The following is a 15,260-nucleotide window of genomic DNA, read 5'->3' on the forward strand; positions in this document are numbered from 1 at the left end:
CGCGGATTGCCAACAAGACGAACTGGAAAGCGATTTAGGAACTTATTCACACATGACCGTGGGAGCGATAAGCAGGGAAGACCAGTCAGGAGGATTACCCGTGCATCGAGAGATCAACATTCCGGTCGCGCCTGCCCGTCCGGCGCCCCACCGCTCGCCAGCCGATCCCAGGGCCCCGGACCGCTACGCCGAGCGTTGCTGTCGGCTGGCGCGCGAGATCGTCAGCTTGGCGGAGAACGTCGCGATGGAGGAGATCGTGCGGCCGAGCCGCTCGCCGGTGCCGATCTGCCGGGCGCGTCACATCGCGATGTATCTGGCGCACGTGGCGTTCCAGGCGCCGTTGATGGTGATCGCGCAGGATTTCGGCCGCGATCGCACGACAGTCGCCCATGCCGTGCGCCGGGTCGAGGACCAGCGGGACGAGCCGGACTTCGACGCTAGGCTCTGCCGGCTCGAGCGCCTGGCTGCGGCGTGCGGCGCGCTCGCGAAGGGCGGCGAGATCGAGGACGAGGAGATCTGAGATGGCGCATCCGGGGTTCAACGACGCCGAATCGCCACTGGCGCGGCTGGCGATGCGCAAGGGCCGCACGGGCGAGCCTTTCGTGAGTGCGGAGGAGTTCGCGGCGGGGGAGAGGCTGCGCAGTGTTTTCACCCGCGCCGGGCTGACGCCGGCGATCACGCAGCGCTGGGAGGCGACGCCGCGGGGAAACGGCGGGGCACGAGGCGCGGGCGATCTCACCGAGGCCGCCCTCGACGCGCGCCGGCGGGTCGAGGCGGCGGTGGAGGCGGCGGGCCCCGAGCTCGCCGGCGTGCTCCTCGATGTCTGCTGCTTCCTCAAGGGGCTGGAGACGGTGGAGCGCGAGCGGCAATGGCCCGTGCGCTCGGCCAAGCTGCTGCTGAAGGCCGGACTGGCGGCGCTCGCGCGCCATTACGGCTTCACGGCTGCGCCAACGGCCGACCGAGGGGCGCGCCTTCGGCGGTGGGGCGCGGCCGATTACCGGCCGTCAGTGGCTGGCAAGGTGTCCTGACGCTGGCGTTCAGGCGGGAGCATCGATGGCGCGACGGGCGTCGGTCTTGATGCGGGTGACCATGGATCGCAACCCGTTGGATCGCTGCGGCGTCAGGTGCTCCTCCAGGCCGAGGCGGGCGAAAACGGCCTCGGCATCGGTGGCAAGGATCGCAGCCGCGTCGCGTCCCGAGAAGAGGGCAAGGGTGATGGCGACGAGCCCGCGCACGATGTGGGCGTCCGATTCGCCCTCGTAGAACAGATGCGGCGGGGCGGCGGTGTCGGTGCGCCCGACGAGCCAGACCTGGCTGACGCAGCCCTGCACCTTGTTCGCGTCGGTGAGGGCTTCCGGCGGCAGTTGCGGCAACTGGCGGCCAAGCTCGATCAGGTAGCGGTAGCGATCTTCCCAGTCGTCGAGCAGTTCGAAATCTTCGATGATGGTCTCGATCGGGGGCATGGCATCCGAAGCTCGCGGCGCGGGCGGAGCCCGCAAGACGGCCCGGATATAGGCGGTCCTCGGCGGCTTGTCAGGCCGTCACGTCAGGCGCGGGGCGCCGGCGTCGGAACGGGGACACGGGAGCTCGCCTCGACCGGCAGACGCATCGAGGGGCGATCCGCGACGAGCGTGGCGTCCGGCTGCGGCGGCGTGTAGGCGCGCGGCAGCGCACGGGCCGGAGCGGCGGACATGGCGGCCACGGACGCCGAGGGGTCCGTTGCGACATCGATCACGGGCTGAACCGCGCCGGTGGCCATGAGATCGACGGGTGCGGCGCCGGGAGTGGCCATGCGGTCGCCGACGACCTGATAGGCGATGGCGAGGCCGTCGCCGATGCGTTCGCCGGCGAACCCGGCAAACTCGCGACCGGCGGTGCAGGCCTGGGGCGAGCGGTCGCAGAAGCCGCCGAGATCCTGCAGCGCTTCCTCGGCACCGACAAGCGCCGTTGCGAACGACATGGTGCTCTTGCCGTCGCTGCCGGTGCCCGGCAGCATGAAGGCGATGAGACCGAGCCAAAACGCTGATTTGAGGATGAACCGCATCCCGTTGCCCCGTGATCCCCGTTGCGGTTCCGAAAGTCGCTTCGGCCGCTTCCTGTTCCCGAGACCATCAATTGCACAGGAGGATCGAAGGCCGCGTTGAGCCGGCCCCCGGAATTTAATTCAAAATCGAACGATCGCCTGCTGCGCCCGTGTTTGCAGGGGCTGAAGCCGGAATACCGCAGCCGATCCGTTGCAAGGCTTTGGTTTATGCCTTCCTTAAATGGTTCGCCGCATCATGAGGGACAGACGGTTGCGGCCTCCGCTTGGAAGGCCGACGGCCGCCGGTGTCGATCGAGTTGCAGGTGCGTATGACGAGCGGGCACAACACGCGGATGGAGCCGAGCGACAGCCGCGCCGTCGCCGCCCTCACATACGGGCTCAGCCGCTGCGAGGCGCTGGTGTCGCCCTGTGTCGAGGATGAGGGCGAGCGCTGGCAGCAGGCCGGGGCCGTCGGGGTCTTCCTCCTGTCAGGGCTGGCGGCTGCGCTTGCGTGTCCGCTGGTGGCGATGACGGCCGGCGGACTTCCCGCCGGGGCGAGCCTTGCCGTGGTCGCGGGTCTGTTCTTCGTCGCGGCAGCGGCGCTCGCCGCCAGCGGGCGGCTCGAGACGGTCGTCGGCTTCACCATGGCCTGTGCGACGGCGCTCGTCGCAGGCCTCGCGATGATCGACGGCGGCATCGCCTCGCCGCTTCTCTTTCTGCTGGCGATCGGCCCGCTGCAGGCCTCGATTGCCGGCCGCCGCCGCCGCGCCCTTACTGCCGCTGCCGGGGCCTGCCTCGCGCTGGCCGGGGTTGCCGCGGCGAGCCTTGCAGGCTTCTGCGCGCAGGTCATCGATCCCGGGGCGACTGCGCCCATCGCCATGGCGCTCCTCATCGCCTACGCCGCTCTGGGCGGCGCGAGCGTCCGAAGGACCGCGCCGGCGCCGGCACGGAACGAGGCGCCCGCCGCCGACACCAGCCTGTCGGACCTGATCGCCCACGCGCTGAAGCCTGCCACCCTGACACTCCTGCCTGGCGGCACGGACGTTCTGGTGTCGAGCGAAGCGGGCGGACACCTGTCCATATCGGCCGGCCGCCGCCGCATCGAGGTGCTGCTCGAGCGCGTCCACGTGACCGATCGCGTGGTGCTCCTGCAGACCGTCGACGGCGTGCGGTCCGGTACGCCGCGTGCCCACTGCGAGGTGCGTGTGCGCGCCGGAGCGGATGCCGGGCAGTGGCGGCGCGTGACGCTGGATTTCGCAGCCGCGCGAGGCGCGGCCGGCGTTCCGGCGGCCATCCATGCGGTGCTGCGCGAGAGCGAAGTGGCGCAGGCAGAGCTCTCGCAGCTGCAGGAGGCGCTCGAGCAGGCCCGCAGCGCATCCGAATCGAAGAGCTCCTTCCTGGCGACGGTAAGCCACGAGTTGCGCACGCCACTGAACGCCATCATCGGCTTTGCCGACCTTCTCGACATGGAATTCTTCGGCGGCTTCGAGAGCAGCCAGCAGAAGGAGTATGTCGGCCTGATCCGCCAGTCGGGCCAGCACCTCCTCTCGGTGGTCAACAGCCTGCTGGACATGTCCAAGATCGAGGCCGGGCGCTACGAGCTGTTCCTCGAGCCCTTCCGGGGGGCCGAACTGATCACCGCCGCGGCGGACATGATGCGGGCGGAAGCGGAGAAGAAGGGCCTGACGCTGGACGTGCGGGCCGAGTGCGGCGACGCCACCCTCGTCGCCGACCGGCGCGCCTGCCAGCAGATGCTGATCAACCTCCTCGCCAACGCCATCAAGTTCACCGAGACCGGGATCGTGACGCTGGAAAGCCGCGTCGAGGCAGACAGCTTCGTGTTCGCGGTCGCCGACACCGGGATCGGCATTCCCCAAGACGCGATCGGCCGGCTCGGCCGGCCCTTCGTGCAGATCTCGAGCGGCCTGTCGCGCCAGTACGAAGGCACCGGCCTCGGCCTGTCGCTGGTCAAGGGCCTGAGCGAGCTGCATCACGGCTCGATGCAGATCACCAGCGAGCAGGGGCTCGGCACGATGGTCGCCGTGCGCCTGCCGCTCAATGCCTCGACAGGTGGCGAGGATCTTCGCAATCCGACCGAAAATGTCGTAGCCCTGACCCATGCCCGCAAGACAGCCAATGCCAGCACGCACTCTTCGTCCACGCGCCGCATCGCGTAGCCTGCTCTCCCGGATCGGGGGAGGCGCCTGGCGCATCGCCGGCGTGGCTGGCGGTGCCGTGGCCGCGCGCCCGGCCCTGTCGGGCGGCATGGCCGCCTTTGCCTTGATGGCGGCCGCCATCACCGGCAATGCGTTCTTCGCCCAGCCGGGGCGGCATCCGAAGCCGATGCTCGTGACGCGGCTCGACGCAGCACAAGCTGGCACCACGCAGACGGCGACCGCTCAGCCTGCGGACGATGGCGCGCCCGTGCCGATCGTGGTGGAGACGCAGACGGCGCTCGCCCGCCTCGGGCTTTACGACGCGCCGATCGACGGCCGGCCGGGACCGCGCACCAGCGCCGCGATCAGCCGCTTCCAGACCGCCAACGCCCTGCCCGTCGACGGGCAGGCGACGCCGCGGCTGCTATCGACGCTTCAGGCGGCGCTGGTCCCCACCGCGAGCGGGACGCAGTATGCCAGCGCCGAGACCGGCGTCGCGGACGACCGGACCGGCGCCATCCGCGGCGGCGCCACGTCCGCCGCCAGCGACACGCTGGATCCGGCGATCGGCGCCGAGGTCGACGGTCTGCCGCAGGACGAACTCGTGCGCCGCATCCAGGAAGCGCTGGCGTCGGCCGGCGTTGCGCCGCTGAAAGCCGACGGCATCGCGGGCCGCGAGACGCGCACGGCGATCGCGACCTTCGAGGCGCTGGAGGGCATGGACGTCACCGGGGCCCCGAGGCCGCGCATCCTGAAGCGCCTGATCTCGGTCGGCGCGGCCGAGTGAGCGCCCGGCTCACCAGCGCCTTCTTCGTCTCGCAGCTGACGCGGCGCCTGTTTTCGGACGGTGGATTTGCAAGCGTGCTGCGCAGCGGCGCGGAGGCGGCCGGTGCCGTCTACGTCGTGACCCGCATGCGCGACGGAACGATCCAACTCTACGGCCCGGCCAGCCAGACGCATGTGGCCGAGGACGGCGAGCGCCGCTTCATGGCCGAACAGGTCGAGGACGAGGCCGCGCTGGGCGCGAGAATGGAGCGCGAGGCCCGGTTCGATCCGGATTACTGGCTGGTGGAGATCGAGACCGCAACGCCGGAGCGTTATCTCGACATCGTTGCCGTCTGAGCCTCGGCCCGCGGCTTTCGTCAGCCCGTGGTGCGGCGTGTGGTCGAGGCGGGAGAGGTGGACGGACGGGTGGCGCGGCGGCCGAAGGAAGCCGCCTGCGGCCGGTCGAGGCCGAGCGCCTGCGGCTGGTGACGCTTGACGCGTCGCGCCGGCTCGGCAGCCTCCCGCAGAAGCTCGCGGCACTCCTCGCAGCGCAGGGCCCGGTAGAGCCGCTTGGTGCGGTCGAACTGCGCGATGTCGAGCCCGATCTGCGGCTTGACCATCATCATGATCGTCAGCGCGTCGGTGGCGCCGAAATTCAGCGCCTTCATCGCCACCGCCAGATCCTCGCCGGCCGGATCGGCCACGAGCTTCGCGAGCCGCTCGTCCGAAAGGGAGAAGAGGTCGGCGAGACGGCGATAGAAGCGCTCGGTGTTGCCGTCGGCCGCAAGCTGGCGCAACTGGCGGATGTCGGCCGCACGTTCGTCCAGAACGGCCTGACGCCCACCCGGCTGAGCCAGGCGTCGAAGCGCCTCCCGCACACCGGCCGCAGAGGGCTTCGCAGGCGTGGGGGCGGGTGCGTCTGCGGCTGGGTCGACGAGTTCGGGAGCCAGCGGAGGCGGCTCGATCTCGCGCAGGCGCTCGGCAAGCTCGCCGCCCGCCACATCAAGGTCCATTGCGGCAGTGTCGGATGGGCCGAGGGCTGCGCCGACGGGGGCGACCGCTGCGGGTGCGCCGTCGCCGGGCTTTGCGGGCTGCTCCGGCTCGGGATGCAGGAGAAAGTCGGGACGGCGCAGATCGGCGATCCGCCGCAGCTCCGGATCGGGCGACAGCGACAGGATCTCGACATCCTCCTCGGTCAGCAGCGGGCTGGCGCAGAGGAAGGGGCCGGCGATCTCGGCGGACGACGCCAGAAGCTTCTCGGTCACCGAGCGCGGCACCACCCGCATCGCTGCGAGCGACTCCGCCACATTGCGGCGGGTCGCGGCCGACAGGCTATCCCACACGGGGGCGACCAGTTCGCCGAACTGTGCAGCCTGGCGAAAGCTCGGATAGCGCAACGATCCGTAGTTGGCCGCCGCCGCATCGACGATCGCATCGAAGCCGTCGAGGTGGCGCTTTTCAAGCGACCGGAAGAGGCGCGGCGCTGCGGTCATGAGGTTCCGAAAGGTTTACGCAAGGGTTTCCATGGAAAGGAGGATTAAGCCGGAATTCTTAGCAAGCTGTTAACTGTGCGCCGTCTATTTGCTCTGTGAGGGCTTCGGTCTGACCAGTGTCCTCGTCGGTGGGAATGAAATCGAGTGGTTGAGATGGCAGTCGTTCTGAGACTACCGGATCGCTCTCCGGCGATCCCCGATGAGGCGCCCGCACCGGTGCGCGAGCCGTCGCAGACGGCCGAGATCCACATTCTGCCCTGCGTTCGGCGGGAGTATCTGGACGGACGCAGCACCACCGGCCGGTGATGCCCCGCGTCAGCCGGCGGCGGGATCGGCCGTCGCGCAGGTGACCGATCGCATGAAGGCGTCCACGGATGGCCGCTCACTCTCCTCGTCGACCAGCGCACGCAGCGTGAGATAGCCCTCGTCGATGTCGACCTCGACGGGGATCACGGTTTCGCCCGGGTCGGTCGAGGCCGCCTGGGCATCCACCAACTGCTCGGGCGTGCCGACGAGGAGATCGAACTGACCTGCGACCGCAGAGCGGTCGTTGATGCTGTACACGTTGTCGCCGCGGCGGCTGTAGACGGAGGCCGACCAGAAATCCACGGCGCCATCGGCGGTCAGCCGGACCGGGCCTTCGGCGACCGAGAAGCGGCAGCCTACGGTCACGAAGGCGGGGTCGACGAAGGCGAAGTCATGCAGCGCCGACCCTTCGGCCTGTGCGACGGGCCCATTCGCGCGCGATCGCAAGGCATCGATGCGCACCACCTCGAACATCGAGCCGAGACGCTGGAGACGCCCCCAGGCATCGTTCTCAGCCACCTGCGGCATCGTGAAGATGACTGCGATGTGCACGATCGCGGCCCCGACGAGGCCCATCAGGACGGCGAGTGCGAGCCTAAGCATGGTTGCAGCCCGTCGCGACGATCCGGGGCATTTCGAGTTCTCCGAGGCCGCTGCTGGAGCTCGCGGGCGTGTCGTAGAGCGTCAGGGACAGCGCGTAGGCGCCGGTGCCGGAGACGGAGAGCCAGTTCCCCGGGGCGGCGAGCGGTCCGACGGCGATGTCGGCGCCGTTGTCCTCGCGCCGCATCAGGTTGGTCGAGACGAGCCAGCCCGGCTGTCCCTGCCGCGCCTGCACCAACCGCCCTTCCAGCGTGAACGGCGCCAGCGTCCAGACGCGGGCCGGCGGCGTCGGGCCTTCCAGCCGGTAGCTGCACTGGCGCAGGAGGGGGGCGCCCGCCGAATCGCGCGTGGCGCGGAAGGCGATCCCCTCGCCAATGCCGAGCGTCAGGTTGCCGTCGCGGGCGAGCCGCGCCTTCGAATAGGGGTCGGCGTCGACCGAACCGGCGGTGGGATTGGCCTCCCAAGGGCCGACCGATTCGGTGCCGACATCCTCCGACCGGTCGAGGGCGTAGCGGGCGGACCAGCCGCCGAAGCCGAGCGCAATCGCGAGCGCCAGGGCGAGGGATACGAGATACAGCATCGGGCGGAACGCGAGCGAGTGAGGATGATACGCTCTACCGCCGTCCCACCGCATTGTCATCGCCCGCCGCCGCCGCGAGCTTCTCCGGCTTTTCGAGCGGAGGCGCGCTCGACATCAGCATGCCGATCTGCGCGAGCACCTTCTGCGCGGCGGTGGTCAGGCTCGCGGGGCGGACCGGTGGCGGCGCGTCTCCCTCCTCGGCGACCTTCGGTGCCTTGCGCTCGGGCATCGTGTTGTCGATGTACGGGATCGGCTTCAGCTCGATGCCTTGATGCGCGGCCTCCATGAAGCGCTGCCAGGTCATCGTCGGCAGGCCACCGCCCGATACCTTGTTGGTCGGTCGGAAGCTGTCATTGCCGAACCAGACCGCGGCGGTGAAGTTGCCGGTGAAGCCGACGAACCAGCCGTCGCGATAGCCCTGCGTGGTGCCCGTCTTGCCGGCGGCGCGGGTCATCGACAGCTGCGCCTTGCGGGCGGTGCCGATGATCGGGATCTGCGAGAGCATCTGGTTCATCTCGGCCGACGCCGTCTCCGACAGCACACGGCGGCGGGGCGGCATGTCGCGCTTTGAATCCCAGAGAAGGTTGCCGTTGGTGTCGAACAGCTGGAGGATGCCGTGCCGGTTGGAGGTCATGCCGCCGGCGGCAAAGCAGGCATAGCCGGTCGCCTGGTCCAGGACCGTCACCTCCGAGGTGCCAAGGGCCATGGTCTTGTCGCCGCGCAGGTTCGACTCGACGCCCATGGCCTTGGCGAGCGCGGCCACCTTGTCCATGCCGATCTTCTGACTGAGGCGCACCGGAACGGTGTTGATCGATTTGGCGATGGCGGTCTGCAGCGTCACCGTGCCGGCATAGCTGCGGCCGTAGTTCTGCGGCGACCACCGGCCGATGGTGATCGGGGCGTCGGAGATCTTGTCGTCCGGCTTGAAGCCCGCCTCCATGGCGGCGGCGTAGACATAGCCCTTGAAGGACGAACCCGGCTGGCGCAGCGCCTTCGTGGCGCGATTGAATTGCGACTCGCCGTAGTCGCGCCCGCCGACCATGGCGCGCACGCCGCCGTCGTCATCCAGAACGACCATTGCCGCCTCACCGACATCGTAGGTCTTGCCGAACTGGCGCAGGTGATACTCGACCGATTCGTCGGCGAGTTGCTGCAGGCCCATGTCGATGCTGGTGCGCGCGACGAAGTTGCGATGCGGCATGTCGCCCGCGATTTTCTGCACCTCGCCGAAGGCCCAGTCGAGGAAGTAGTCGGGTGACGTGGTGGTCGAGCGGTCGACGGCGGTCGCCGGCTGGCGGCGGGCGGCGACGACCTGGCCCTCGGTCATGAAGCCGCCCTGCACCATGTTGGTCAGCACCTCGTTGGCGCGGGCGCGGGCGGCAGGCAGGTTGATGTGCGGCGCATATTTCGCCGGCGCCTTGAACAGGCCCGCCAGCATCGCGCCTTCCGCGAGCGACACGTCGCGGATGTCCTTGTCGAAGTAGAACTCGGCTGCCGCCGCCGCGCCGAAGCTGCCGCCGCCCATGTAGGCGCGGTCGAGATACATCGAGAGGATTTCGCGCTTGCTGTAATGCGATTCCAGCCAGAGGGCGATGAAGGCTTCCTTGATCTTGCGCTCGATGTTGCGCTCGTTCGACAGGAAGAGGTTCTTGGCGAGCTGCTGGGTGAGGGTCGAGCCGCCCTGGACGACGCCGCCGGCGCGCGCGTTCTCGCTGAGCGCGCGGGCGAGGCCGAAGAAGTCGATGCCCCAATGCTCGAAGAAGCGCCGGTCCTCGGTCGCCAGCACCGCCTTGATGAAGTGATCCGGCATCTCGTCGATCGGGATCGCATCGGCGCGCATGACGCCGCGCCGGCCGATCTCGTTGCCGTGCCGGTCGAGGAAGAGGACCGAGTAGTCGGTCTGCTGCGGCAGGCCGTTGGCGGTGAGCTTCATCGCAGGCTGGGCGAGCGCCAGCATCACGATCAGGCCGGCAACGCCGAGGGTCAGGCCCTCGCAGGCGACCTCGACCGCAAGCTTGTTCAGGCCGCGGGCGCGAAACCGCCGCGAGAAAATCGTCACGCTCTCCCAGAATCGGGAGAAGCCGTGGCCGAAGCGCCAGAGGCTGCTGTCGATCCAGGCATCGACCTCGATCAGGCGGGAGGGGATCTTGCGTCGCGGCTTTTCGGTCAACGGATCGCGCAAGTTCGACTCATCATTTTGCTGCGAGGCAAGCGTACGAGACGCTGCACCCCTGTCGTTCGGTCGGCCCTTCGACCACATAGGTGCTTCCGCTATACGGCAGCAACAAGAAGAACTCCCTTAAGGACGCAGAGTTTTCGCGCATGAGTGATTCGGGCAACAACGCATTCTGGCAGACCAAGCGGCTGGAGGACATGTCGCCCGCCGAGTGGGAGTCGCTGTGCGACGGCTGCGGGCGCTGCTGCCTGAACAAGCTCGAGGACTGGGACACGGGCGAGATCTACTGGACGAACGTCGCCTGCCGGCTGCTCGACGACGGCAGCTGCCGCTGCCGGGACTATCCGAACCGGCAGGCGAGCGTGCCCGACTGCGTGCCGCTCGACGCGCATGCGGCCCGCACCCTGTCCTGGCTGCCGCCGACCTGCGCCTACCGGCTGCTCGGTGAGGGCCACGATCTCTATTGGTGGCACCATCTCGTGTCCGGCGACCCGGACACCGTGCACCAGGCCGGCATCTCGGTGCGCGGACGCACGATCAGCGAGGAGGGCATGGAGCCGGAAGACCTCGAGGATCACCTGGTGGACTGGCCGGGCGAGAACCCGATGGAGGACTGACCCGCCCGCCGCTCCAGCCATGAGCGGGTCAGGCTGCGCTGGAGAGCCGGCTGTCCCGGTGGGCGGCGGAGAAGGCGGATCTCGACGCTGTCGGCATCCGGATAGCCGATCCGTTCGGAACGGCGGGCCGAGCGCCGGCGCGATCCGGCACTTCGGCGCCATAAGAAAATATTCCTTGACGGCGTCACGGTGATCCTGTAGGGTTCAGGCACAGTCGGAAATCTGCGAGGCGGCGGCGCGAAAGCGTCGGCCGCCTTTTGCTTGGGCGGGGTGCGGCGCGGATGACGGGCGAGCCCGAGAGCGTGCCGGCGGCGAAGCCGAAGCGCAAGGGGAAGGCGACGAGCCGTTCCTACGCCGCCCGCCTCATCGCGATCCTGGAACGCGAATTGCGCGTGCTCGAAGCGGCGCTCGCCGTGGACGAGCCGAAGCGGGGTTCGCGGAGCCGCCAGCCTGCCGGAGAGCCTGCCGCGGCGAACGATGCGGCGGGGGAGACGAACGGTGTGGAGAAGACGGGGGCGACAGGCGCACAGAAACCCACGCGCGTCGCCGCGAAGGGCGCGGCAGTCGGCGGCGAGGCACGGCTGAAGACGGCGGCGCAGCTGACCAAGCTGCTCGAGGATCTGATCGAACTGAAGCAGACGGAGGCCCTGCTCGCAGCCCGGGCCTATGACGAGGCCGAGACGCAGGCGCTGCGCGACGAGCTGCTTCTTCGACTTCACGCTGTCGCTTTGCGGAACGGGGCGACGCCGGGTGTTCGCAGAGCGGCAGCCGAGGGTCCGTCGGATGGCTCGACAGCGAGCGGCGCGATGGACGGTGACTGCCCGGAGTCGGACGGTCCCGGATCGGCGCCGATATAGGAGCAAAAGCAGGATAGCCGCCATCGGAGGAGCAGGGGAGGGCGGAGTTGACGCAGGACGATCTCCCGGCCGCGCGACGCGCCGCGATGCTTGCGGCGCTGGAGGGCGTGCCGGCGCGGGTGCTGCGCGCGGCGATGCCGGGCTGGGCTGAGTTCGCCCGGCCCGAGCAGCTGCCGCCATCCGGCGACTGGCGGCACTGGCTGATCGTCGGCGGGCGCGGCTCCGGCAAGACGCGGGCCGGCGCGGAGTGGATCCGGGCGCAGGCGCTTGGGCTGGCGCCGCTGGCCGAACGGGCGCATGGGCGCATCGCGCTGGTGGCCGAGACGCTGGGTGATGCGCGCGAGGTGATGATCGAGGGCGAAAGTGGGCTGAAGCGGGTCGAATACGGGGTGAAACCGGTGTTCGAGCCCTCGCGCCGGCGCCTGGTCTTCGGCAATGGCGCGGTGGCGCAGATCTTTTCGAGCGAGGACCCGGACGCGCTGCGCGGCTACCAGTTCGACGCGGCCTGGGGCGACGAGCTCGCGAAGTGGCGCAACGCCGAGTCCTGTTTCGACAACCTGCAGATGGCGCTGCGGCTCGGCGAAGCGCCGCGCGGGCTGTTCACGACGACGCCGCGGCCGCTGCCGCTCCTCAAGCGGCTGATCGCCGACCGCGAGAGCGTGGTGACGCGGATGCGCACGGCCGACAATACGGCGCATCTCGCGCCGGGCTTCGTCACGGCGATCGAGGCGCGATACGGCGGCACGCGCCTAGGGCGGCAGGAGCTCGACGGCGAGCTGATCGAGGACCGCGAGGATGCGTTGTTCAGCCGCGCGGCGATCGAGCGGCAGCGGGTCGCGGTCGCGCCGGAGCTCGGCCGGATCGTGGTGGCGGTGGATCCGCCGGCAAGCGCGACGCAGCGCTCCGACGCCTGCGGCATCGTCGCGGCGGGCCGCGCGGCAGACGGGACGATCTACGTGCTGGCCGACGAGAGCCGGACGGCGGCAAAGCCTGCCGACTGGGCGCGGGCTGCGGTGGCGCTCCACGCGCGGCTCGAGGCCGACCGGATCGTTGCCGAGGTGAACCAGGGCGGCGACATGGTGGAGGCGGTGATCCGCACCATCGATGCCGAGGTGCCGGTCACGAGCGTGCGGGCGAGCCGCGGCAAGTGGCTGCGGGCCGAGCCGGTGGCCGCGCTCTATGCGCAGGGACGGGTGCGGCATGCCGGCCTGTTTCCGGCGCTGGAGGACGAGATGAGCGACTTCGGGCCCGACGGGCTGTCGGGCGGCCGTTCGCCGGACCGGCTCGACGCGCTCGTCTGGGCGGTGACGGCGCTGACCGGACGGGGCGGCGAGCCGCGCGTGCGGCGGCTCTGACTCCCGGCGGCGCCGGACGAGCCAGGGTTTTCTCAATCAGGCTGCGGGGATCGAATGGGACTGCGAACGGCACTCGCGGAATGGATCGGCGCGCCCTCCGCCCGACCGGCTCAACCGGCCGGAGCCTTGGCGGCAAGGCCCGACGAACGGAAATCGAGCGGGCTCGGCGGCGCCTTCCTCCTCGCCGCCGAGGCCGCGCGCTGGAGCGAGCGCTCCTATGGCGGGCTGGCGCGCGCCGGCTTCCTGCGCAACCCGATCGTCTATCGCTGCGTCCGGCTCCTGTCGGAAAGCGTGGCGGCGATCCCGCCTGTCCTGATGGAGGGCGAGCGGGAACTGACCGAGCACCGGCTCCTCGATCTCCTGCGCCGGCCGCATCCGGGGGTGGACGGCGCGGCGCTGACCGAGACGCTGTGCGGCCACCTGCTCCTGTCGGGCAACGCCTTCCTGGAGGCGGTCGGGCCGGAGGCGGAGCCGCGCGAACTGCACGTTCTGCGACCCGACCGGGTGCGGATCGTGGAGGGACGCGACGGCTGGCCGGAGACCTACGAATACCAGGTTGGGGCGAGCTTGCGGCGGCTGCCGGTCGACGGCGCGGACGGGCGGCCCGGGCCGCTGCTGCACCTCAAGCTGTTCCACCCGCTCTCCGACCTCGACGGCCTGTCGCCGCTGTCGGCGGCGCAGACCGCACTCGACCTCCACAACGAGGCGGCGCGGTGGAACAAGGCGCTGCTCGACAATTCGGCGCGGCCCTCCGGGGCGCTCGTCTACCAGCCGCGCGACGGCGGCAATCTGTCGCCCGACCAGTTCGACAGGCTGAAGGCCGAACTCGACGGCGGCTACACCGGCGCAGCGGGTGCGGGGCGGCCGATGCTGCTGGAGGGCGGCCTCGACTGGAAGGCGATGGCGCTGACGCCGAAGGAGATGGACTTCATCGAAGCGAAGAACCAGGCGGCCCGGGAAATCGCGCTCGCCTTCGGCGTGCCGCCGATGCTGCTCGGCCTGCCGGGCGACAACACCTATGCCAACTATGCGGAGGCGAACCGCGCCTTCTTCCGCCTCGCGGTGCTGCCGCTGAAGGCGCGGCTGACCGGCGCGATCGGCGACTGGCTGGGCGGCCTGACCGGCGAGCCACGGCTGCGGCTGGGGTACGATGCGGACGGGATCGAGGCGCTCAGCGCGGAACGCGAAGCCCTGTGGGCGCGGGTCGGCGCGGCGACGTTCCTGAGCGAGGACGAGAAGCGGTCGGCCGTCGGCTACGGGCGCCGGCCGGCGCGCGATCTGCCGGAGCGGGATGATGGCGGGGATGCCGCCTGATGCACCAAAAAAGAAGCGGCGCCGTCCAGCAGCACCGCCTCGAGGAATACCGACAAAATCGAAAATCTCAGGACCAGCCGCAGGATGTCGGCTGCGACCGGCATTGTCAACCGCGGCAAGCAGAAGCGGGAGGCCGAGCGTGACGGACGGGACGGTTTCAGTGCTGGCGCTTTGGGGCGCCAAGCTCGCGGGGGCGGTGGCGGGATCGGCGATCTCGGTTGCCTACCTCCTGCCGCGCGGGCGGCGCGAGGCGGCGCTGCGCTTCCTGATCGGTGTGGTGACCGGCCTCACCTTCGGCGTGCCGGCCGGCCTGATGCTGGCGGCCCGGCTCGGGATCGACAAGATCCTGGAGCCGCCGGAGCTGGCGGTGATGGGATCGGCCGCGGCGAGCCTCTGCGCCTGGTGGGCGCTCGGCGTCCTGTCGCGCTTCGCCGACCAGCTGTTCCGTCCGGCCGCCGGGCCGAAGCCGGGAGATGCCCCGTGAGCGCCGTCATGCGCGCCGATGCCACAGGCGCCGGGCGGCTGCGCGGCTATGCCGGCCTGTTCGGCCGGCCGGATCTGGCGGGCGACAGGATCGAGCCGGGCGCCTTCGCCGCGTCGCTCGTCCGGCGCGGTGCGAGCGGCCTGAAGATGCTGTGGCAGCACGATCCCGGACAGCCCATCGGCGCGTGGACGCGGGTCTACGAGGATGCCGCCGGGCTGGTGGCCGAAGGGCAGCTGGCGCTCGACACGCAGAAGGGCCGCGAGGTGGACGCCCTGATCCGCGCCGGTGCGGTCGACGGGCTGTCCATCGGCTTCAAGACCCGCCGGGCCCGGCGGGACGCCGGCGGCGGGCGGCGCCTCGTCGAGATCGACCTCTGGGAGATCTCGGTGGTGACCTTCCCGATGCAGGAGGGCGCACGCATCGCCAGGCCCGCATCGGCACAAGGCGCGGACGGGCTCGCTGCCCGGCTGCGCACCGAGGCCGCACGGCTCGGCGCCGCCTGACATCGCACGAGACAACTTCACGAAAGGAGAG

At 70.2% G+C, this 15,260-nt stretch carries 18 protein-coding genes; 12 read left to right on the plus strand and 6 right to left on the minus strand.

Annotated features, from left to right (window positions below; all coding sequences use genetic code 11):
* Nucleotides 1-100: 100 nt before the first annotated feature.
* Both NPA30_RS02535 and NPA30_RS02540 read left to right on the plus strand, forming a co-directional pair.
* Nucleotides 101-520 (plus strand): helix-turn-helix domain-containing protein, encoded by a 420-nt coding sequence (locus NPA30_RS02535; protein WP_256800759.1) that lies wholly within the window; start codon nt 101-103, stop codon nt 518-520.
* Nucleotides 465-1,028: a DUF6456 domain-containing protein gene (locus NPA30_RS02540; RefSeq protein WP_372338753.1), complete on the plus strand. Its 564-nt coding sequence runs from the start codon at nt 465-467 to the stop codon at nt 1,026-1,028. The genes NPA30_RS02535 and NPA30_RS02540 overlap by 56 nt, the downstream gene beginning before the upstream one ends.
* Before the next feature lie 9 nt (nt 1,029-1,037).
* On the opposite strand, the gene NPA30_RS02545 is transcribed toward NPA30_RS02540, so the two are convergent.
* Complete coding sequence (locus NPA30_RS02545) at nt 1,038-1,463, minus strand: SufE family protein (RefSeq protein ID WP_256800761.1); 426 nt, start codon at nt 1,461-1,463, stop codon at nt 1,038-1,040.
* Nucleotides 1,464-1,546: 83 nt separating this feature from the next.
* Nucleotides 1,547-2,044 (minus strand): DUF5330 domain-containing protein, encoded by a 498-nt coding sequence (locus tag NPA30_RS02550; RefSeq protein WP_256800762.1) that lies wholly within the window; start codon nt 2,042-2,044, stop codon nt 1,547-1,549.
* Between the two features lie 308 nt (nt 2,045-2,352).
* Between NPA30_RS02550 and NPA30_RS02555 the strand changes: the two genes are divergently transcribed.
* Genes NPA30_RS02555 through NPA30_RS02565 form a run of 3 tightly spaced genes read left to right on the plus strand, consistent with a single transcriptional unit; the run spans nt 2,353 to nt 5,301 of the window.
* A complete protein-coding gene (locus NPA30_RS02555; protein WP_256801542.1) occupies nt 2,353-4,200 on the plus strand; it encodes a sensor histidine kinase in 1,848 nt (615 codons plus the stop codon).
* A 43-nt stretch (nt 4,201-4,243) separates the two neighbouring features.
* The gene (locus tag NPA30_RS02560) at nt 4,244-4,966 is read left to right on the plus strand and encodes a peptidoglycan-binding domain-containing protein (protein ID WP_256800763.1); all 723 of its coding nucleotides are present in this window, start codon (nt 4,244-4,246) and stop codon (nt 4,964-4,966) included.
* Nucleotides 4,963-5,301 carry a DUF1491 family protein gene (locus tag NPA30_RS02565; protein ID WP_256800764.1) on the plus strand — a complete coding sequence of 113 codons (339 nt, stop codon included), beginning with the start codon at nt 4,963-4,965 and terminating at the stop codon, nt 5,299-5,301. The genes NPA30_RS02560 and NPA30_RS02565 overlap by 4 nt, the downstream gene beginning before the upstream one ends.
* Before the next feature lie 20 nt (nt 5,302-5,321).
* On the opposite strand, the gene NPA30_RS02570 is transcribed toward NPA30_RS02565, so the two are convergent.
* On the minus strand, nt 5,322-6,437 hold the full coding sequence (locus tag NPA30_RS02570; protein ID WP_256800765.1) for a hypothetical protein: 1,116 nt from the start codon (nt 6,435-6,437) through the stop codon (nt 5,322-5,324).
* A 153-nt stretch (nt 6,438-6,590) separates the two neighbouring features.
* Here NPA30_RS02570 and NPA30_RS02575 point away from each other — a divergent pair, with 153 nt between their 5' ends.
* On the plus strand, nt 6,591-6,743 hold the full coding sequence (locus NPA30_RS02575) for a hypothetical protein (protein ID WP_256800766.1): 153 nt from the start codon (nt 6,591-6,593) through the stop codon (nt 6,741-6,743).
* A 9-nt stretch (nt 6,744-6,752) separates the two neighbouring features.
* Here NPA30_RS02575 and NPA30_RS02580 read toward each other — a convergent pair whose 3' ends face one another.
* From NPA30_RS02580 to NPA30_RS02590, 3 genes are all read right to left on the minus strand, one after another.
* A complete protein-coding gene (locus NPA30_RS02580) occupies nt 6,753-7,217 on the minus strand; it encodes a DUF1254 domain-containing protein (protein WP_256800767.1) in 465 nt (154 codons plus the stop codon).
* A 121-nt stretch (nt 7,218-7,338) separates the two neighbouring features.
* Entirely contained in the window at nt 7,339-7,923 is a 585-nt protein-coding gene (locus NPA30_RS02585) for a DUF1214 domain-containing protein (RefSeq protein ID WP_256800768.1), read from the minus strand.
* Between the two features lie 34 nt (nt 7,924-7,957).
* Nucleotides 7,958-10,105, minus strand: a complete 2,148-nt coding sequence (locus NPA30_RS02590; protein WP_256800770.1) for a transglycosylase domain-containing protein — start codon at nt 10,103-10,105, stop codon at nt 7,958-7,960.
* Between the two features lie 140 nt (nt 10,106-10,245).
* On the opposite strand from NPA30_RS02590, the gene NPA30_RS02595 reads away from it, so the two are divergent.
* The 6 genes from NPA30_RS02595 (at nt 10,246) to NPA30_RS02620 (ending at nt 15,229) form a co-directional block, all read left to right on the plus strand.
* The gene (locus NPA30_RS02595; protein WP_256800771.1) at nt 10,246-10,716 is read left to right on the plus strand and encodes a YcgN family cysteine cluster protein; all 471 of its coding nucleotides are present in this window, start codon (nt 10,246-10,248) and stop codon (nt 10,714-10,716) included.
* Between the two features lie 281 nt (nt 10,717-10,997).
* Nucleotides 10,998-11,573 (plus strand): hypothetical protein, encoded by a 576-nt coding sequence (locus tag NPA30_RS02600; RefSeq protein WP_256800772.1) that lies wholly within the window; start codon nt 10,998-11,000, stop codon nt 11,571-11,573.
* A gap of 86 nt (nt 11,574-11,659) precedes the next feature.
* A complete protein-coding gene (locus tag NPA30_RS02605; RefSeq protein ID WP_372338754.1) occupies nt 11,660-12,928 on the plus strand; it encodes a DNA-packaging protein in 1,269 nt (422 codons plus the stop codon).
* Nucleotides 12,929-12,982: 54 nt separating this feature from the next.
* A complete protein-coding gene (locus NPA30_RS02610) occupies nt 12,983-14,242 on the plus strand; it encodes a phage portal protein (protein WP_256800773.1) in 1,260 nt (419 codons plus the stop codon).
* A 139-nt stretch (nt 14,243-14,381) separates the two neighbouring features.
* Nucleotides 14,382-14,726 (plus strand): DUF6107 family protein, encoded by a 345-nt coding sequence (locus NPA30_RS02615; RefSeq protein WP_256800774.1) that lies wholly within the window; start codon nt 14,382-14,384, stop codon nt 14,724-14,726.
* 8 nt (nt 14,727-14,734) lie between these two features.
* The gene (locus tag NPA30_RS02620) at nt 14,735-15,229 is read left to right on the plus strand and encodes an HK97 family phage prohead protease (protein WP_256801544.1); all 495 of its coding nucleotides are present in this window, start codon (nt 14,735-14,737) and stop codon (nt 15,227-15,229) included.
* The last annotated feature ends 31 nt before the right edge of the window (nt 15,230-15,260 follow it).

The sequence above is a fragment of the Mangrovibrevibacter kandeliae genome (genome assembly GCF_024519155.1).
In the GTDB taxonomy this organism is placed as follows: Bacteria; Pseudomonadota; Alphaproteobacteria; order Rhizobiales; family Rhizobiaceae; genus Mangrovibrevibacter; species Mangrovibrevibacter kandeliae.